This is a genomic window from Mycobacterium sp. 852002-10029_SCH5224772 (genome assembly GCF_001667315.1).
GTDB lineage: Bacteria > Actinomycetota > Actinomycetes > Mycobacteriales > Mycobacteriaceae > Mycobacterium.
In genome coordinates this window covers 74,908-94,091 of the sequence record NZ_LZHT01000074.1, presented here as the reverse complement: position 1 = coordinate 94,091, position 19,184 = coordinate 74,908, and the positions used below count along the sequence as shown (strand labels likewise).

Genomic DNA, 19,184 nt, shown 5'->3' with positions numbered 1-19,184 from the left:
CAGACTGTCGGCAGCCGCGCGTTAAATTCAGCCTGATTTCGTGCGTCGAACCGGGCGCGCCGCCCGAGCTCAGCCCAGCAGCAGCGCGGGGTCGCCGCGGCGGCGATACACCGAACCGAACCGAGCGTCCAGGCGCAGCCATGTCGGCGTGATGCGGACCCGGATCAGTTCGTCGGCGTCGACCGCATCGGGTGACTGCGGCAGGAAACCCATCGCGGTCAGCGCGAACACGCAGCGCATGGGCAACCCCACCCGCACGTCGGCGGCGCTGACCTCAATGACCTCCTGGTCGAGCAACGACACCGGTGGGCCCTGAGAACTGCTGTGCTCCTTGGCAAGTCGCGCGCCACTTTGCGCCAGCCCGAGCACCACCCTGGCCGGTATGTCCTCGAGATGGGTGAAGCCGGAATCCGGCGGCAGTGCGCCCCGCCACGCCGAGTCCATCGCGAAGCCGGGATCGACGTGGCCCGAGTCGTCCATCGCGGACAGGCCGCGCGCCAGCGCGTCCGCACCCACGGACAGATCGCCGGGCCGGACCTCGCCCGGCACCACCCTGCTGGCCAGCACGTCGAAACCCGTTGCGACCCAGGCCGCCAGAAGCCCGTCCGATCGGGTGCGCAAGCGGATGATCGCGGCGTCGTCGAGACGCAGCGCGCGATCGACGAACGCGGCCAGATCCGTGCGGTGGGCGTCCCTGAAGTCGGCGCCCAGCCATAGTCCTCGGTCGGCTACCTGATCCACCGCTGCAGATACTCCCGATGTTGTGGCGAAAGGCGCACCAGTCGCTCCTCTTCGATATGGACGGCGGCCAGTTGCGACTCGGCGATGACGGCGGGCTTCGACTCCTGATCCGCGGAGACTGAGCGCACCTCATAGCCCAGCGTGAAGTCGACGGCCCGCAAGCGCTTGGTCCACATGGTCACCTGCAGCGGCGAATCCACCAGCCGCAGCTGGCCTTTGTAGGTCACCTTGACTTCGGCGATGAGCAACCCGATGGTCAAGATGTCGACCTCGAACGCTTCGCGCAGGAACTGGACCCGCGCCTCTTCGAGGATTGTGACCATGGTGGCGTGGTTGATGTGCTGATACATGTCGATGTCCGACCAGCGCACCAGCACGGGCGCGACGAAGCCGATGCTCAACTCGATGAACCTCTTCCGCTCGTGCGGGTCATGCGCCGGATTTGTCGCGCGGCGACGGACAGCGTCGCGAGATCCTTGTCCCCGTTTTCCTGGATCTCCATCAGCGTTCGGCGGGCCCGCTCGACCCTGGACGCGGACAGGTGTTCCCACTCGGCGATCTTCTCTTCACCGCTTTCGTCGGGCTCACCCACGGCGAGCACATCGAAGCACAGCGACCGCAGCGAGGCGTAGATGTCGTCGCGGATTGCCAAGCGCGCCAACGAGTGCCAGCGGTCCCTTCGGGGCAGTTCGGATACCGCGGTCAGAAGACCGTCGGTGCCGAGGCGGTCCATCAGGGCGAAATAGGTGTCGGCGACCTCGGCGGCGTCGATGTCGTTGATGTCGCCGATGTCGATGATGTCGAGCAGGCTGAAGTGGTAGAGGCCCGCGGCCACCGTGTAGGCCAGGTCTTCGGGCGCACCCTGGGAGGCGAATTCCGCGGCCTCCTTTTCCACGATCGCCTTGTCGTCGCCGCGCAGCCATTCCGACATGCGCGGCGTCAGCGCCTTGACCTTGGCGGCGAACCGGTTGATCTCGGCGCCGACCGCCAACGGCTGCGGACGGTAGTTGAGCAGCCAGCGTCCGGCACGGTCGACCAGCCGCCGGGTGTCCAGCGTGAGCCGATCCGACAGGGGGACCGGCAGATTCGCCGCGCGGATGCGCCGCCAGATCTCCCCCACGCCGAAGATGGCGTCGGTGGCGACGTAGGTGCGCACCGCGTCGACCGACCCGACCCCGACGTCCTCGGCGATCCGGAAGGCGTAGCTGATGCCGGCGGCGTCCACCAGATCGTTGATCAGCATGGTGGTGACGATCTCGCGGCGCAGCTGGTGCGTGCGGATCTCCGGAGTGAACCGTTCCCGCAACGGTTTCGGGAAATACAGGGGCAACCGGGACGCGAACACGTCCTGCTCGGTCAGTTCGGTCTCGAGCATCTCCTCCTTGAGCCCCAGCTTCACGTGTGCCATCAGGGTGCACATCTCCGGCGACGTGAGCCCGATGCCCGCCTCGGAGCGCCGCTGGATCTCCTTCTCCGAGGGCAGCGCTTCCAGCTCCCGGTTGATGTCGCGCTCGTCCACCAGGTACTGGATCAGCCTGGCGTGCACCGGCAACAGGCTGGCCGCGTTCGCGCGGCTGGTGCCGATCAGGTCGTTCTGATCCTCGTTGTCGGTGAGCACCAGTTGGGCGACCTCGTCGGTCATCGACTCCAGCAGCGGTTTGCGCTCCTCGGGCTTGACTTTGCCGGCGGTGACCAGGGAGTCGATCAGGATCTTGATGTTGACCTCGTGGTCCGAGCAGTCCACGCCGGCCGAGTTGTCCATCGCGTCGGTGTTGATCCGGCCGCCCGCCAGATCGAACTCGACGCGACCCAACGCGGTCACCCCGAGGTTGCCGCCTTCACCGATCACCTTGGCGCGCACCGCGGAACCGTTGACCCGCACCGGATCGTTGGCGCGGTCACCGACGTCGGCGTCGGATTCGGACTCGGCCTTGATGTAGGTGCCGATCCCGCCGTTGAACAGCAGATCCACCGGCGCCTGCAGGATGGCCTTGATCAGGTTGGGTGGGGACATTTCGCTGACGTCACCGTCGATGCCCAACACATCGCGGACCTGGGGGCTGACCGGAATGGATTTGTGCTCGCGGCTGTACACGCCGCCGCCCTCGCTGATCAGCGACGTGTCGTAGTCGTCCCAGCTGGACCGCGCCAGGTCGAACATCCGTTGGCGTTCCTCCCACGAGGCCGCCGCGTCGGGGTCGGGGTCGAGGAAGATGTGCCGGTGGTCGAAGGCGGCGAGCAGCCGGATGTGCTTGCTCAGCAGCATGCCGTTGCCGAACACGTCGCCGCTCATGTCACCGATGCCGACCACGGTGAAATCCTCGGTCTGGGTGTCGACGTCCATCTCCCGGAAGTGCCGTTTGACGGCCTCCCACGCCCCCTTGGCGGTGATGCCCATGGCCTTGTGGTCGTAGCCGACCGACCCGCCGGACGCGAACGCGTCACCGAGCCAGAATCCGTAGGACTTGGCGACGTCGTTGGCGATGTCGGAGAAGGTGGCGGTGCCCTTGTCCGCCGCCACCACCAGGTACGCGTCGTCGCCGTCGCGCCGTATCACCTCGGGCGGCGGGCTGACGTTTCCGGTGGCGTGGTCGACGTTGTCGGTGACGTCGAGCAGGCCGGAGATGAACAGCTGATAGCAGGCGACGCCCTCGGCGCGGGAGGCGTCGCGGTCGGCGGCGGCGTCCCCGGTGGGCAGCGGTGGGCGCTTGAGGACGAACCCGCCCTTGGCCCCGACCGGCACGATGACGGCGTTCTTGACGGCTTGCGCCTTGACCAGGCCCAGGATCTCGGTGCGGAAGTCGTCTCGGCGGTCCGACCAGCGCAGGCCGCCGCGGGCCACCGGGCCGAACCTCAGGTGCACGCCTTCGATCCGGGGCGAATAGACGAAGATCTCGTATTTGGGGCGCGGCAGCGGCAGCTCGTCGACCAGCTGGGCGTCCAGCTTGATCGCCAGCACGTTGCGGGCGCGCGCCGAACCCTCGCCCGTCACAAAGTAATTGGTCCGCAGCGTGGCCTGCACCAGTGATGCGAAGGCACGCAGGATGCGGTCGGTGTCCAGGCCCACCAGCGCGTCGATGTCGGCGGCGACCACCGCGGCGGCCGCCTGCGCGTCGCGGCCCGTCGAGGAACTCGACGGGTTGGGGTCGAACAGCGCCTCGAAGAGCGCCACCAGCGACCGCGCGGTCGAGGGGTGTTCGTTGAGCACCGATTCGATGTAGGACTGGCTGTAGGGGAAGTTGGCTTGCCGCAAGTACTTTGCGTATGCGCGCAGGAGTACGACCTGTTGCCACCGCAGCCCGGCACGCATCACCAGTTCGTTGAAGCGGTCGATCTCGAGGCGTCCGTGCCAGATTGCGGTGACCGCGTCGGCGAATCGCTCGGCCATCGCGTCACGGTCGGCCTGCGTCGACGCCAACTGGATGGTCGGGTGCGGAGATATCTTGAACTGATAGATCCACACCGGTAGCCCGTCCGACCGGGTGACGGTGAACGGCCGCTCTTCGAGCACCACGACGCCCATGCTCTGCAGCATCGGCAGCAGCTGGCTCAGCGAGGCGGTGCGGCCGCCCAGGAACCAGGTCAGCTGGGCGGATCCGTCCTCGCTTTCGAGGAACACCAGCTTGACCGAATTGTCTTGCAGCTCTTTGATGATCGCGATGTGATCGATAGCATCGGCCGGCGTCACGCCTTGCTTGTAGACCTCGGGAAAGGCGTCCGCGTAGTACTCCGCGTCGGCGTGCCCGACGGAGCCTTCGGCGGCAGCGGCGATCAGCCGGTCGGTCCAAGTGCGCGCCGCTTCGCTCAGCAACGCCTGGATGCGGACCCGGTTGTCCTCGGAGATGTCGACCGGTGTGGCGCCGGGGTCATCGGAAGGCAGGCGGACCATGAAATGCATGAGGGCCCACGGTGATTCGCTGACGCGCGCGGTGAATTCCAGTCGGGTGCCGCCGAATTCGTGGACCAGGATGTCTTCGATCTGCAGCCGCACCGCGGTGGTGTAGCGGTCGCGGGGCAGATACACCAGGCAGGACACGAAGTATTGGAGGCTGTCGGCGCGGAGGAACAGCAACGCGTTTCGTTGCGGCCCCAGATCCACCACCGCTTTGGCCATCGCCAACAACCGTGCGGCGCTCAGCGTGAACAGCTCGGAGCGGGGAACGGTTTGGATGACGTCGAGCAGCAGCTGACCAGGGTGGATCGGGTCGCTGTCGGCCATCGCCAGCGCCTCGCGGACCCGCCGCGAGATCGTGGGGATTTCCAGCACGTCGGCGTTCATGGCGGCGACCGTGAACAGCCCGACAAAGCGATGCTCGAGCAGCCCGCCGTCGACGTATTCACGAACCGCGATGGCGTACGGGTAGGCGCCGTATCGCAGATAGCTGCCTACCACGGATTGCGCCAGGACCAGCAGCCTGTCGTCATCGGTCAGCCGGGGGCGAGACCCGGTGCGGGTGCGCAGCACGCCGAGGCCGGGGGTCCCGTCGCCGGAGACGCGGCCGTCGTGCACGTGGCAGCGCTGGTAGCCGAGCAGCAAGAAGTTGCCGTTGCCCAGCCAGCGCAACAGGGCCGCGACGTCGTCGCGGTCCGGCGCCGAGAAGTGGTCGTGCTCGTTGGCTTCGACCTGGGCGGCCAGGTCGTCCAGGGTGGCGATCAAGGCCGACGCGTCGCTGGCGACCCGTTGAACGTCCGCCAGAACCCTGGGCAACAGCCGGTCGACCTCGGTGAGCCCCTTGCTGTCGACGGAGGGCAGGAGCTGCACGTGTATCCACGCCTCGCCGGTGTATTGCGATGCGCCCTCGGGCTTCGCCTCGACCCTGAGTAGGTCTCCGGCGGCGTTGCGATGCACGTCGAAGACCGGCGTCATGATCGCCGTGTACGGAACGCCGAGGCGGTGCAGCAGCACGGTGACCGAATCCATCAGCATGCCGCCGTGGTCGGTGACCACCTGCAGCGCCGGGCCGAACCCGGCGGGGTCCTCCGCCGGGTAGACGGCGACGCGGCTTTCGCCGTCGGGACGGTGCTGGCCGAGCCGGTAGTGCGCGCCCAGCATGGCCGGGGTGACGATCGCCGCCGGGACCGTCACGACCGGAAGGGTCTCGCCCGCGGATTGGTCGTTATGCGGACCGCGATAGCTCTCCACATAGGCTTTCGAGATCCACTGGGGAATGTCCTGCGGCTGGGTGAAGGTCGTCCACGGCTCGACATCCTGTTCGGGTCCGGGATCGATCGTCATGCCGACTGCTCCCAACTGGCGACGGTTGTCAATGCGCTCAATCGCCCCGTTCCCGCGCGGCGGGGGGCAGAGCCGACACTAGTCGCGCGTCAGCTTGCGGTGGGTCACTCTGTGCGGCCGCGCCGCTTCGGCACCGAGGCGTTCAATCTTGTTTTCCTCGTATGCGCCGAAGTTGCCCTCGAACCAGAACCACTTGGCCTCGTTGTCGTCGTCGCCCTCCCACGCCAGGATGTGCGTGCAGGTGCGGTCCAGGAACCAGCGGTCGTGCGAAATGACCACCGCGCAACCGGGGAATTGCTCGAGGGCGTTCTCCAGCGAGCTCAGGGTTTCGACGTCGAGGTCGTTGGTGGGCTCGTCGAGCAGGATGAGGTTTCCGCCCTGCTTGAGCGTCAGCGCGAGGTTGAGCCTGTTGCGCTCGCCGCCGGAGAGCACGCCCGCCGGCTTCTGCTGGTCTGGCCCCTTGAACCCGAACGCCGACACGTAGGCGCGCGACGGCACCTCGGTCTGGCCGACGATGATGTGATCCAGCCCGTCGGAGACGACCTCCCAGACGTTCTTTTTGGGATCGATACCGGCGCGGGATTGGTCGACGTAGCTCAGCTTGACGGTCTCGCCGACCTTGACCGTGCCGCTGTCCGGCTGCTCGAGACCCACGATGGTTTTGAACAGCGTGGTCTTACCGACCCCATTGGGTCCGATGACCCCGACGATGCCGTTGCGCGGCAGCGTGAACGACAGGTCCTTGATGAGGGTGCGGCCGTCGTAGCCCTTGTCGAGGTGCTCGACCTCGACCACCACATGGCCCAGCCGCGGACCGACCGGGATCTGGATCTCCTCGAAGTCGAGCTTGCGGGTCTTCTCGGCCTCGGCGGCCATCTCCTCGTAGCGCTGCAGCCGCGCCTTGCTCTTGGCCTGGCGCGCCTTGGCTCCCGAGCGCACCCACGCCAACTCCTCGGTCAACCGCTTCTGCAGCTTGGCGTCCTTGCGCCCCTGCACCGCCAGCCGCTCGGCCTTCTTCTCCAGGTACGTGGAGTAGTTGCCCTCGTACGGATACGCGCGGCCGCGGTCGAGTTCCAGGATCCATTCAGCGACGTTGTCGAGGAAATACCGGTCGTGGGTGACCGCCAGGATCGCGCCCGCGTAGGAGGCGAGGTGCGACTCGAGCCACTGCACGCTCTCGGCGTCCAGGTGGTTGGTGGGCTCGTCGAGCAGCAGCAGGTCGGGTTTGGACAACAGCAGCTTGCACAGCGCGACCCGGCGGCGCTCACCACCGGACAGGTTGGTCACCGGTTCGTCGGGCGGCGGGCAGCGCAGCGCGTCCATCGCCTGCTCCAGCTGCGAATCGAGGTCCCACGCGTCGGCGTGATCGAGCTCCTCCTGCAGCCGGCCCATCTCCTCCATCAACTCATCGGAGTAGTCGGTGGCCATCAACTCCGCGACCTCGTTGAAGCGGTCGAGCTTGACCTTGATCTCGCCCAGGCCTTCTTCGACGTTGCCGCGAACGGTCTTCTCCTCGTTCAGCGGCGGCTCCTGCAGGAGGATGCCGACGGTCGCGTCGTTGGCCAGGAAGGCGTCACCGTTGTTCGGCTTGTCCAGGCCCGCCATGATTCGCAAGACGCTCGACTTGCCGGCGCCGTTGGGCCCGACGACACCGATCTTGGCGCCTGGATAGAAGCTCAACGTGACGTCGTCCAGGATCACCTTGTCGCCGTGCGCCTTGCGGACCTTTTTCATCGTGTAGATGAACTCAGCCATGCCGCAGTTATGCCTTTCTGGTTTGCGAAGTGATCTCGCGACCATCCTAGGCATCGCCCGGTGGGGCCGAGCTCGCAGCTAAGCCGACAGCGTCAGCGGCGCTGCGCCGTCGGGCTCGACGCTGCCCTCGGCACCGGTGTTTTCACCCGCGTCATCGGCCGCATCCGCGTGGGATGCGGTGGCGTCGCCGGTAGTCGGACCGGTGTAGCCCGGCTTCTCGATGCGCACGATCGCGCGGGACACATCCGGCCCGACCGAGGTCGCACGCATCTCCAGCGACGAGCGGCGGTTGCCGTCGCGGTCCTCGTACTCGCTGGTGTACACGTGGCCCACCACGATCACCGGTGCGCCTTTGCCCAACGCGGCGCCCACACCGGTGACCAACCTGCCCCAGCAGTTGACGTTGATGAACAGCGAGTTGCCGGGTTCCCAGCCGCCGTCGGCGGTGCGCCGCCGGGAATTGCTGGCGACGCGAAACTTGATGACCTCCTGCGTGCCGACCTGTCGACGCTCGGGGTTGTTGACGATGTGGCCGACGACGGTAAGCGGTGTTTCAAACATGGGCTGATCCCTTTCGATTGCTTTCTGGCTATGGCCGCCAGTAAGCGCGGCGGTACCGACGGCTCCACGGCGCAACGAGCGCCGGCCCACCCCGCCCTGTGGAAGAAACCGCGACTGTGGATCGATCCGACGGCACCTAGTCGGTTGCGGACTCCTCGTGCGGCGTATCACGCAGCGACCCCGGCGCCTCGCGGTGCGCCAGCTGGGCCAGCATCGCGTTGTAGGCCGCGAGCTCGGCGTCATCGTCGCGGTCGGCGGCGCGGTCCAACCGCTTGGCGGTACGCCGATCGCTGCGCGCCCACTGGATGAGCAACGCGAGCATCACGATCACCAGCGGAAGTTCCCCGGCCGCCCAGGCGATACCGCCGCCCAGTCGCTGATCCCCCAGCAGATCGGTGTGCCAGCTCAGGCCCAGCGAGCGGTAATAGTCGGCGCCGAGCACCTTCTTGGTGCCCATCAGCACCACGCCGAAGAACGCGTGCAGCGGCAACGAGGCGAACACCACGGCCACCTTGGCGAGCGGGGGGATCGGTCGCGGCGTCGGGTCCACCCCGATCACCACCCAATAGAACAGGTAGCCGCTCAACAGGAAGTGCAGGTTCATCGCCAAGTGCCCGGCGTGACTGCTCGCGGTGATGTCGAAAAGATTGGACAGGTACAGCCCGTAGAACCCGGCGACAAACAGCACGGTCGCCACCACCGGGTTGGTGAGGAACCGCGAGAAGCGGCTGTGCAGCGCGGTCAACAGCCACTCCCGCATGCCCGGCGGATCGTCGCGCCCGGCCGCGGGCAGCGCCCGCAACGCCAGGGTGACCGGGGCGCCCAGCACCAACAGGATCGGCACCAGCATCGACAGGCACATGTGGACCACCATGTGCATGCTGAACATCGCCGGAACGTAGCGGCCGACACCCGAGGACGTCACGAACAGCAACGCCAGGCAGCCGAGCAGCCAGGAAAAGCTCCGGCCCGGCGGCCAGTTGTCGCCGCGGCGGCGCAGCCGCACCAGGCCCGCCACATACAACGCGGCCAAGACGATGGCCGCGGAGCCGAAGATCAGGTCGAAGCGCCAATCGAACAGGAGGCGCGCCACGGTCGGGGGCCCGTCGAAGCCGTAACCGATCTCGGCCTCGGCGACCGACGGCAGCCGGGCCGGGGGTGGTGGCGGCGCGGTACGGCTCAGCCCGACGGCGATGCCGAAGGTCAGGCCGAAGAGGGCGGCCTCGGTCAGCGCCAGTCGGATCAGCGCGCCGTGTGCCCGCGCCGGGCTCGGATTTGCTTGCAGCGCAGTCACACTCACGCGCCGCTGGCGCCAGCCGACGCCGCCTAACAGGCACAGCGCGACGAACTTGGCGACCACCAGGCGCCCATAGCCGGTGGTGAGCAGGTCGGCCGGCTGCACGCGCACCAGGGCGTTGACCAGTCCGCTCAACGCCATCGCCACCCAACACCACAGCGCGATCGACGAGAAACGCCGCGCCGCCAGACCCGTGTGGGCACCGCCGCGCAGGGCGTGCGCGAGCAGCGCGAGCAGGCCGCCGGCCCACAGGCTGGCGGCGACCAGGTGGATCAGCAGGCCGTTGGTGGCCAGGTCGTGCGAGCCGCCGGCCGACGAATGCCCGGTCAGGCCGAGCGGGATCAGCGTCAGCACCGACGCGGCGAGCAGCACCGGCGTCCACGACCAGCGCAACACCGACAGGCTCGCCAGCGTGATCACCGCGGCCAGAATCGCGGTCCAGCGCCAGGCCGAGGCGGTGGCGATCAGGCTCGCCAACGACCACAGGCGCGCCGGGCTGATGTCGACGACCGCGCGGCCGGACACGTCGGAGATGGTCAGCGGGACCAGCAGGGCGGCACACACCGCCCACACTCCCGACGCCGCCGTCCCCAACCGAAGTGCCCGATAGCCGTCGGCGTCGAGGACGCCGCTGCGTTGGGGCGGCACCAGGAAAGCGGCGAACAGAAACGACCCCACCGCGAGCACCGCCGCGATCTCCCCCGCCGCCCGAACGAACGGCAAGCCCAAGGTGGTCACCGGACCCGGGTCGGGCAGACCGGTCGCGGTCAACGCGCTTGCCAGCGAGAGCGTCCCGATTCCGGCGGCCGTGCAGCCGGCCAGCACGGCCACGCCGGCCAGCACCGGCCCCACCAACGCGCGGCGCTGGGGTGAGGCCGCGGTCGGGGCCTTGCCTGCCGGCGGGGCGACGGTCATACACCCAGGGTATGGGCGGGCATGCCGGCTAGAGAGTTTGGCTGTCCTGACGCGCCTTGAACTCGCGGGTCACGAACTGATCCCGCGCGATCCGACCGACGTAGTTGGAGTCCTGCAGAATGCCGCGCAGCTCGTGCAGGAACGCGGTCCGCCTGTCGGCCAGGTCCGGGGCGGGCGCGATGAGGTCCTGATCGTCGACAACCTGGCGCGCGGTGGCGAACAGCAACGTCGACACCGATTCGCTGCTACGCACCCGGGTCTGCGCCACATACTGTCGACCGACGCCCAACGCCAAGTCCGTCAATTCCTTGTGCCCGATGGCCGCAGGGGCCTCGCGCAATACGTCGGCGACGATCTCGTAGGCCTCGAAGAACACCCGCAACATCGCGTCGGCCATCAGCGGACGCTTGGCGAACAGCAGCGCGTCGATCTCCTCGCCGCCGGCGGCGACGTGGGCTTCCCAATCGTTGTGCCACGCCATTTCCTCGGCGATGTTGTCCCGGAAGGTCGCCGAGTCCGCGAAGTAGAAGTCGAACTTCAGCAGATCGCGCAGCCGCATCGACTGGGCCCAGAACGCCGCCATGCGGTCGCCCTCGGCGTGCCTGGCGTGCGCCAGCGCGAGCTCGACGATCGAGGTCTCCAGAAAGGCGTGAATCACCGAGTTGCGGTAGAACGCCGCGGCGTGCTGCTCTTCGGCCGCGATCCGCCACACCGGCTCCCGCCCGCCGTCCACCCGTGTGATGGGATGCCCGCCGGACAGCGCGTCGACCGCCGCCCGGACCCCGTCGTGCGAGCGCAGCCGCAACGCGCTGGTCGACATCGGATTCTGTTTGCGCTCCAGGTAATCCAGCGAGTCCTGCAGCGTGTGGTGCAGCTGGCCCAACGTCAACGCCGCGCCGCGCGTGGTCAGCAGCAATGCGCACACCAAACCCGTCGCCGTCACCGGTGTCGCCTGCAGTATCCGCCATGCGACTTCGAACGACATCTTCTGCAGCGCAAGCCGTTTGGCGTCCGGGTCCTGCGTCATCGGGCAGTGCGGGGCGCCGAGGTACTGGCGCATCGACACGGCCTCGGGGAATCGGACGTAGATCTTGCCGTAGTTGCGTTCACCCTGCGCCCTGATGAAGTTGTACAACCAGCCGACGCCTTCGGGGGTCTTCTCCCCACCGCGGGCGTAGGCGGCGTACTCGGCGGTCTCGTGCAGCTGGTCGAAGCTGATCGAAACCGGTTGCAGCAGAATGTCTTCACTGCGGCGATCCAGGTAGGCGTCGGCGACATAGGACAGCAGACCGAGCTTGGGCGGCAGCATCTTTCCGGTGCGCGAACGGGTGCCCTCGATGGACCAGCTCAGGTTGAACCGCTTCTCGACGATGTAGCCGACGTATTCGCGCAGCACGTATTTGTAGAGCTGGTCGTTGCCGATGTTGCGGCGGATGAAGATGACACCGGAGCGTCGCAACAGCGGACCCATCGCCCCGAATGACAGGTTGATGCCGGCGAACACGTGCACGGGCGGTAACCGGTTCTCCTGCATCGCCACCGGCACCACCGCGCCGTCGATGTAGGACCGGTGGGAAAACAACAGCACCGCCGGATGGGCGTCCAGACCGGTGCGCATCGCCGCGACCTGATACTCGTCATAGTCGATCTCGGGATCGAACCCGCGGCTGATCATCCTGCCGAGCACCGAGACCAGGTCTACCGACGCCCTGCTCCACCCGGTGGCGAGTTCGTCGAGCATCTTTCCGGCCTCGTCGAGGGTTGCGCCCGGGATCTTGGCCAGACCGGCACGAAACCTGTTGGACGCCAAGATCTCCGGCTTCACCAGCCGCGGCGACTTGTACTGCGGCCCGAGGATTCGGTACTCGACGCGTTCCATCGCCAAGATTGCGCGGCGGATCACGAACTGGGCGAAGTCACTCTTGTCGTCGCCGACGGTGGTGTCGCGCCACTGCCGGCGGAGCTCGGAGACCGTGGCCGATTCGCCGGCCACCACCCGCGCCCGCTGGGGAGCGCCGCGCAGAATGTGTGCTTGCAGGCGTTGGTTGGGGTGGTAGGGGTCCCGGCCGGGCAGCAGCCCGGCCAGCTTCGCGAGTCGCCCGCGGTCCGGCGGGGGCAGCCAGAACACCCGCACCGGCACGATCGAACGGTCTTCTCCCGACTCGAGTTGCTCGGCCAGCGAGGTCATCTCGTCCGGCGGCGCGTCGAGCGCGGGAAGCGTGACCAAGTCGAATCTCGCGCCCGGGTGCCCGGCACGTTGCTGATCCAGCCACGTCGTGACCAGTTCCATCTCGATCGGAGAGGTCATCGACGCCAGTACCAGCGAGTCAGTTCCGGCAAGGATGGCGCTGGTATCTGCCGACGGTTCGGTCACGGATGTCCTCGGGGCGGCGATTCCGGTGATTGATCGCCGACCGTTCCGTCCGGGGCGGGCTGTTGTACCTCACCGTCCTTGAGAGCAACTTCGGATGCGTTCGGATTCGCCTTGGGCGCAGTCTTTTTCGCGCGAGACTTGCTGGCGGTTTTGGCCGGGGTCTTTTTCGCCGCTGCCTTCTTGGCGGTGGCTTTGGTGGAGCGGCTGCGGGCCTTGGCGGCCGCTTTCTTTTCGGCGTAGAGGTCAACCTTCGGCAGTTCGCCGACGGGCCAGTTGGCGAGCGTGTCCAGATACAGCTGGCGCACCTCGCCGATACGCTCGGGCAGCGTGTCAAGTGTCCAGTGCTGCACCGAGATCGGAGGAAACACCGCGACGTCGACGGTGCCCGGGTTGATGACGGCCGAGTTCCTGGCGGCAACGAGTTCGGCGTTGCGGATCACGATCGGGACGATCGGGATGCCCGCGGCCATCGCGAGGCGGAACGGTCCTTTTTTGAAGGGGCCGACCTCGGTGGTGTCTAGCCGCGTCCCTTCCGGAGCCATCAGAATGGAGAGTCCGTTCTTGGCTCTCTCTTCGACCGTGCGCATCGTCTCCAGCGCCGAGGCCGAATCGTCTCGATCGATGAACACTCCGTCCAGCGCCTTACCGAGCAGGGCCATGACCGGGTTCTTCTGTAGTTCCTTCTTGGCCACGGCAACCCAGTTGTCATTCACCAGTGCACCGGCGATGACCGGGTCAACCTGATTGCGGTGGTTGTAGATAAAGACGGCCGGACGTTGCGCGGTCAGATTCTCTTTCCCGACCACATTGAGATGCACCCCGGTGGTCGCGAGCACCGTTTGGGAGAACACGGAGGTAAAGAAATTGGCGCCCCGCCGCCGGCTACCGGTCAGGACACCCATTGCCACCGCGCCCGCCCCGACGGGGACGATCGAGCCGAGTCCGGCAAGCGTGCGCACCTGCCGCCGCAGACCGACCGGGCCGCGGCTGTTGAATCGCAGGATCGGCCAGCCGCGGCGCTTGGCCACCGCGGCCATCTTGCCTTCGGGATTCGTGGGCCGCGGATTGCCGACCAGGTACATCAGCGCGACGTCCTCGTCACCGTCGGCGTAGAAGTAGCTGTCCTTGAGGTCGATGTTGTGCTCGGCCGCAAAGCGTTGCACCGCAGCGGCTTTGCCCGGCCCCCACAAAATCGGCTTCTCGACACCACCGGTGAGCATGCCGTCTTCGTTGGTCTCGAATTTGTTGGTGAGCGTGTTGGGGATCCCGAGGAACCGCGCGACCGGGTTGACCTGGATGGTCAGCGCCGACGAGCTGAGCACCACGGTGTGGCCGCGGGCCATGTGGGCGCGCACCAGCTCGCGCATCTCAGGGTAGATCCGCGACTCGATCCGCTGGACGAACAGCCGCTCGCCGATCTCGTCCAAATCGTCGAGCAGCCGTCCGGTCAGCGCGACGGCGGCCTTGCCGATGAGGTCCTCGAACTCGATACGCCCCAGGGTGTGGCTGAGGCCGGCCTGGACCATGCCGAGCAACTCCCCCACGCCCATGTCACGGCGCAACAGCCGCTCCTGGGTCAGGATGACCGCGGTGAACCCGGCGACCAAGGTGCCGTCCAGGTCGAAGAACGCACCGATCTTCGCCCCGGCGGGGCTGGCCATGATCTCGGCAACCGAGCCGGGCAGCCGCATCTCGGCCCCGCTTTCCGGGGTGCCGTCGGCCCGCTCTTCCGAGGCGCTCACGAGCCCGACGCCGATCGAGACGACACGGCCGGCTCGGTGAACGAGGCCGGCACCGCTCGCGGCGGCGCGTCACCGGCCAGCGCCAGGATTTCGTCGAAGCCGTCCAGCAGGCATTGGGCGAACAACGCGTCGTTGCGCACCGAGGCCCTGTCGTAGCGCACGGTGATGGTGCACCACCCTCCCCGCGAGATCAGCACCACCATCATCGCAACGCCCGGTAGCGGGCCGATACCGTACTGCCGCAAGACTTTTGCACCGGCGAGATAGGTGTCTCCGGGGAAGACCGGGAGATTGCTGGCCTGCACGTCCGAGCCGATCACCGAGCCGGTGAGTCCTTCCAGCACCGCGGTGGGCAAGACGCTGAGCACCGGCGCCATGGAACCGATGATGTTCATCGCGGGCTCGTCGCGGCGCTGGGTCATCTGCGCGCGGATCTTCTTCATCCGGGAGACCGGATCGACGGTGCCGATCGGCGCCGCCAGGTTGACACCGGTGAACCGGTTGCCGCCGGCGTTATCCGCTTCGGCCCGCAGGTTGACCGGCACCGCCATCGGCAGCGTGCTGACCGGCACGCCGAACGCCTCGTGGTAGCGACGCAAGGCGCCACACAGCCCTGCGAGGTACGCGTCGTTGATCGATCCACCGCCGGCCTTTGCGGCCTTGTGCAGGTCGGAGAGCGGGATGTCGATCGCCTCGCTGCGGGTGGTCAGGCTGCGCCGGCGCAGCAGCGGCGACGGCTCGGCGGCCCGGTTGAGCACCCGCATGCCCGACATGGCGTACCCGACGATCCCCGAAACCGCGGCCGAAGGCTCCAGGACCGCCCGCCCGGCCGCCGACACCGCCCCGGACAGCGCACCCAGGACGCCGCCGACCACCGCAAGGGGTAGATGATTAATGCCTTGGCGCATCAGGTCATTCGGCGACAGGTCCTGCGGGATGGGCAGCGGCAGCGTCGGCTTGGCCGGCGGATCGCGCTCGAGGTCATAGATCTCGGCGAACATCTGGACCCCGCCGACACCGTCGGTGACGGCGTGGCTGACATGCAGCAGGGTCGCCGCTTTCCCGTCGGCCAAGCCCTCGACCAGGGTGGCCGTCCACAGCGGCCGCGAGATGTCCATCGGTGACTGCAGGATGACCTCGGCGAGGTCGAATACGTCACGCAGCGTGCCGGGTTCGGACACGCGCACCCGGCGGACATGAAAGTCCAGATTGAAATCGGGGTCGACCACCCAGCGCGGCGCCGCCGTCGGCAGGGTCGGCACGACCACCTTTTGCCGAAGCCGCAGCACCCGCCGGGAGGCGTTTTCGAACCGGGCCCGAAACTGCTGCCAGTCCGGTGTGGCGTCCAACAGCTCGAGCGCCATGATCCCCGACCGGGTGCGGGGATTCGCTTCCCCCCGATGCATCAGATAGTCGACCGGCCCGAGGTCGTCGGACAATCTGATCGCCTCGACGGACTCAGTCATGGCCATCAACCCGACGAACCAACCTTGTCACCGTCGATCACGCCTCCCGCCTTGGATCCGCGAACCCTGATGGTCACCACAACGCTAGCCGGGTTACCGCGCTGGTGAAAGGAGCGACGAGGACTGGAGCGGGCGCTCAGCTGGCCTTCAGCTGGCAGAAGTGGCCGACAGCGGCAACGAATCCAGGACCGAGCTGACGCGCTGCCCGTAGACGACACCCAGGAAATCGGCGACGGCGTCAGCGGCCAGCCGCGACCGGACAGTCGGGGTGATGTCAAAGGCGTGATGCGCGTTGGCGAGTTCGGCGTGGGCCACCGTGGAGGCACCGGCCGCCCGGAGCGCCGCGCAGAAGGCGCGAGCTTGCCCACTGGGAACCAGTTCGTCTTTCTCGCCGTGCAGCACGAAGAAGGGTGGGGCGTCGGGGTGTACATAGGAGATCGGCGACGCGGCGGTGAAGCGCTCGGGCTCGTCGGCGTAGCGAGCCTTCACCACGAACTGCTCCAGGAACGGCAGCATCAGCTCGTGCATGTTCTCGAAGTCGGTGAAGTCGTAGACGCCGTAATAGGGCGCAACGGCCTGGACGCTTGTGTCGGCGTCCTCGAAACCGGGCTGGAAGTCGGGATCGTTCGGGGTGAGCGCCGCCAGGGAGGCCAGGTGCCCGCCCGCCGACCCGCCGGTGATCGCGATGAAGTCAGGGTCGCCGCCGTAATCGGCGATGTTCTCCCGGACCCACGCGATCGCCCGCTTGACGTCGATGAGATGCGCGGGGAAGGCGCTGCGCGGGCTCTTGCTGTAGTCGATCGACACGCAGATCCAGCCGAGTTGGACCATGCGGCTCATCAGCGTGTAAGCCTGCGGGCGCCTGCCGTTCAGCGCCCACGCCCCGCCCGGCACCTGGATCAACACCGGTGCCCGGCACCCGGGCGCCAGGTCGTCGCGCCGCCAGATATCGAGCAGGTTGTCGCGGCCACGGGGGCCGTAGGAAATGTCGGAAGTCTGTGCCGCATACCGGCGGTGCGGTCCGGGCCTGCCCAGCAGGCCACCGCGCGGGGCGCACATCGCCCCCGCCCCGGTCGGATGGCATACCTGCTCACGAAAGCCGGGCCCGAAGGACTCCTCGAGAGCGGCAGTGAGGGTTTGATCGGCGCGCTGCGCAGCCAACGTCTTGCCGACCCGGCCGATCGACGGATGCGCGACTCTCGACAGCGCGTGACCGGTGACGACGTGCGGCGGAAACTCGGTGAAAAGCCAGCCGGCGAAGAAGCCCAGCGCGAGTGGGCCGCCGCGCATCAACAAGGTGCCGGCCTGATAGGCGCCCCTTGCGTCGGCCGCCAGGCGTGAGGCCTGGGCACCAGCCCACGAATAGCCCGAAGTCAGGTCACTGGCCACGCTCATGACAACGTCACCCCCCGACGTCAGGCACACGCCTCGTTGCGGTTAACGGCCGATTGCCGGCCGGTGTTGTACGTGTGTCGAGGTCCATCACGATAACCGATAAACACGGCGCGGGAAGGCTTTTCACGCGCGTGGCGGCGGGAAATCAGGGCGGCGGGCACAGTTGGCTAGACTGACCTGCACATTGCCTCCGTAGCTCAGGTGGATAGAGCAAGGGCCTTCTAATCCCTAGGTCGCACGTTCGAGTCGTGCCGGGGGCACCGATCGAAGCACCATGTCAGGCCCGTTGCCGCAGGCAGGCCGCAGGTTCGCTCAGGCGTTCGAGCACCGCTCTTGTCACCCACTTGTCACCCAGACCGCTGGCTGGCAGCTGACCAGCAACCCGTAAACCGGCCCCAGACGGTGAGGACGCCAAGGACACCTGGCCCCTCACCAGCCGTGCGGGCAGAGGTTTTTTTGCAGCCCGCCAGCAATGTGACAGTTGTTGCATTTAGGCGTTCTAAACAACTGTCGCCGCAGGTCAGACGATTTAAGCACTTTGATGCAGAAAGTTAACACCAGCCAGCAAACTTTGATAGCGACATTCTATGCAGGTCACGCCATTTTATGTTGCATCTAGCTACTAACGGGGTTACTGTGGGCGGCGAGCGCTCAACTCACTTCCAAGTCCATACGGAAAGAGCTGAGCTAGATGTCCATAGAGGAAGACGCCCGTGCTTTCGGGCAGCATTTCAAGCAGGGTGGCTGGCGTCTGGCGTTCCTGGTTGCCCGATCTTGTGATCCGGAGTCCAAAGGTGGCCGTCCGCCGCTGGACGGAAACCGTTCACCGGTGAACGGCACCGGCAAGGTTTCGTTCCGCTCCTTCGCCGAGATGGCCGGAGTGTCACCCGCCACGGTGCATTACCACTACAACGCATGGAAATTGGCGGCTGAAGAAGGGCATTGCGCTCCACCGGTGCAGCTGCTGCCCGATAGCGAAGACGGCGGCAGGGATGACCTTGCCGAGGGTGACGAAGAAGACCGCAAGCTATGGCTGAAGTTCTACCGCCAAGTTCGGGAATCGGGTAATGGCCCTAAGAGCCATGGTGGTCGCGCTGGCCACAGATCGTCCAGCGGGCGCAAGTCTCGCGCAAAGGCCGACTCGGCGGCAGGCCACAGTCAATCGGACTCAACGTCGCGGAGCAATACCGAGCACCCACTGTACGGACTTCTCCTCGACATCAATCGGCTTGCCGATGAATTGAAGTTTGGCAGCGCTACGACATCGCTAGTGGCCGCGGCAAAGAAAGTTGCAAGCAAAGAGCACCGGGCGGCTCTCTGCCGCGTCACTGGCGCGATATAGCCGCGACTGGCCCAACTTGCCTACTCCGTAGGCTCGCACCTTGACAACTCAACAGCCCCTCCCCAGCATCTGCGTGAGTGCCTGTAACACTTAAGCGCCAGGGCGGTTGGCAGACCCTGACGCCCAAGTGCGGCGCGCTGCGGACAAGGCACTCAAACCGCGCGCGGCCAGCTTATAAAGTTGGTTTAGCGGCGCTTCTTTCGCTGACGTGCAGAGCTTTTCGCGCGCCGCCCGACTTTGCCGGAACCCCTCTTTGCCTGCCGTGCGAACCTACGCCGAGCTGCAGCCTGACGCTTGGTCGTCATAGCTACCTACCCATCCCGATTACGCGTTCGCAGTCGGGCGTAGTGCCCCTATATC

General features: G+C 66.8%; 11 protein-coding genes and 1 tRNA gene. 2 read left to right on the top strand and 10 right to left on the bottom strand.

The genetic code is table 11. The annotated features are described in order from the left end of the window. Nucleotides 1-69: 69 nt before the first annotated feature. The 10 genes from A5775_RS12515 to A5775_RS12470 form a co-directional block, all read right to left on the bottom strand. Nucleotides 70-741: a hypothetical protein gene (locus A5775_RS12515; protein WP_067252450.1), complete on the bottom strand. Its 672-nt coding sequence runs from the start codon at nucleotides 739-741 to the stop codon at nucleotides 70-72. Then, entirely contained in the window at nucleotides 729-1,142 is a 414-nt protein-coding gene (locus A5775_RS12510; RefSeq protein WP_067252448.1) for a thioesterase family protein, read from the bottom strand. Before A5775_RS12510 ends, A5775_RS12515 begins: the two co-directional genes overlap by 13 nt. Next, on the bottom strand, nucleotides 1,139-5,977 hold the full coding sequence (locus A5775_RS12505) for an NAD-glutamate dehydrogenase (protein ID WP_067252446.1): 4,839 nt from the start codon (nucleotides 5,975-5,977) through the stop codon (nucleotides 1,139-1,141). The genes A5775_RS12510 and A5775_RS12505 overlap by 4 nt, the downstream gene beginning before the upstream one ends. A gap of 78 nt (nucleotides 5,978-6,055) precedes the next feature. Next, nucleotides 6,056-7,732, bottom strand: coding sequence for an energy-dependent translational throttle protein EttA (gene ettA / locus A5775_RS12500; protein WP_067252443.1), 1,677 nt, complete (start codon nucleotides 7,730-7,732; stop codon nucleotides 6,056-6,058). 78 nt (nucleotides 7,733-7,810) lie between these two features. Continuing rightward, on the bottom strand, nucleotides 7,811-8,293 hold the full coding sequence (locus tag A5775_RS12495; RefSeq protein WP_067252441.1) for a single-stranded DNA-binding protein: 483 nt from the start codon (nucleotides 8,291-8,293) through the stop codon (nucleotides 7,811-7,813). Nucleotides 8,294-8,429: 136 nt separating this feature from the next. Next, nucleotides 8,430-10,505, bottom strand: a complete 2,076-nt coding sequence (locus A5775_RS12490; RefSeq protein WP_067252439.1) for a cytochrome c oxidase assembly protein — start codon at nucleotides 10,503-10,505, stop codon at nucleotides 8,430-8,432. A gap of 28 nt (nucleotides 10,506-10,533) precedes the next feature. Next, on the bottom strand, nucleotides 10,534-12,879 hold the full coding sequence (locus tag A5775_RS12485; RefSeq protein WP_067252437.1) for a glycerol-3-phosphate 1-O-acyltransferase: 2,346 nt from the start codon (nucleotides 12,877-12,879) through the stop codon (nucleotides 10,534-10,536). Continuing rightward, nucleotides 12,876-14,570 carry an HAD-IB family hydrolase gene (locus A5775_RS12480; protein ID WP_369827828.1) on the bottom strand — a complete coding sequence of 565 codons (1,695 nt, stop codon included), beginning with the start codon at nucleotides 14,568-14,570 and terminating at the stop codon, nucleotides 12,876-12,878. Before A5775_RS12480 ends, A5775_RS12485 begins: the two co-directional genes overlap by 4 nt. A gap of 47 nt (nucleotides 14,571-14,617) precedes the next feature. Then, nucleotides 14,618-16,087: a wax ester/triacylglycerol synthase family O-acyltransferase gene (locus A5775_RS12475; RefSeq protein WP_156660678.1), complete on the bottom strand. Its 1,470-nt coding sequence runs from the start codon at nucleotides 16,085-16,087 to the stop codon at nucleotides 14,618-14,620. Between the two features lie 147 nt (nucleotides 16,088-16,234). After that, nucleotides 16,235-17,482 carry an alpha/beta hydrolase gene (locus A5775_RS12470; protein WP_067252432.1) on the bottom strand — a complete coding sequence of 416 codons (1,248 nt, stop codon included), beginning with the start codon at nucleotides 17,480-17,482 and terminating at the stop codon, nucleotides 16,235-16,237. A 186-nt stretch (nucleotides 17,483-17,668) separates the two neighbouring features. On the opposite strand from A5775_RS12470, the gene A5775_RS12465 reads away from it, so the two are divergent. Beyond that, nucleotides 17,669-17,742, top strand: a tRNA-Arg gene (locus A5775_RS12465). Between the two features lie 431 nt (nucleotides 17,743-18,173). Next, nucleotides 18,174-18,824 carry a hypothetical protein gene (locus tag A5775_RS25420; protein WP_156660677.1) on the top strand — a complete coding sequence of 217 codons (651 nt, stop codon included), beginning with the start codon at nucleotides 18,174-18,176 and terminating at the stop codon, nucleotides 18,822-18,824. Nucleotides 18,825-19,184: the final 360 nt, after the last annotated feature.

Excerpts from the sequence above, each read along its gene's own strand:
- A5775_RS12505 (WP_067252446.1), bottom strand. The coding sequence starts at position 5,977 with ATGACGATCGATCCCGGACCCGAACAGGATGTCGAGCCGTGGACGACC.
- ettA (WP_067252443.1), bottom strand. The coding sequence starts at position 7,732 with ATGGCTGAGTTCATCTACACGATGAAAAAGGTCCGCAAGGCGCACGGC.
- A5775_RS12495 (WP_067252441.1), bottom strand. The coding sequence starts at position 8,293 with ATGTTTGAAACACCGCTTACCGTCGTCGGCCACATCGTCAACAACCCC.
- A5775_RS12490 (WP_067252439.1), bottom strand. The coding sequence starts at position 10,505 with ATGACCGTCGCCCCGCCGGCAGGCAAGGCCCCGACCGCGGCCTCACCC.
- A5775_RS12480 (WP_369827828.1), bottom strand. The coding sequence starts at position 14,570 with ATGCGGCTGCCCGGCTCGGTTGCCGAGATCATGGCCAGCCCCGCCGGG.
- A5775_RS12475 (WP_156660678.1), bottom strand. The coding sequence starts at position 16,087 with ATGACTGAGTCCGTCGAGGCGATCAGATTGTCCGACGACCTCGGGCCG.
- A5775_RS12470 (WP_067252432.1), bottom strand. The coding sequence starts at position 17,482 with ATGAGCGTGGCCAGTGACCTGACTTCGGGCTATTCGTGGGCTGGTGCC.
- A5775_RS25420 (WP_156660677.1), top strand. The coding sequence starts at position 18,174 with ATGTCCATAGAGGAAGACGCCCGTGCTTTCGGGCAGCATTTCAAGCAG.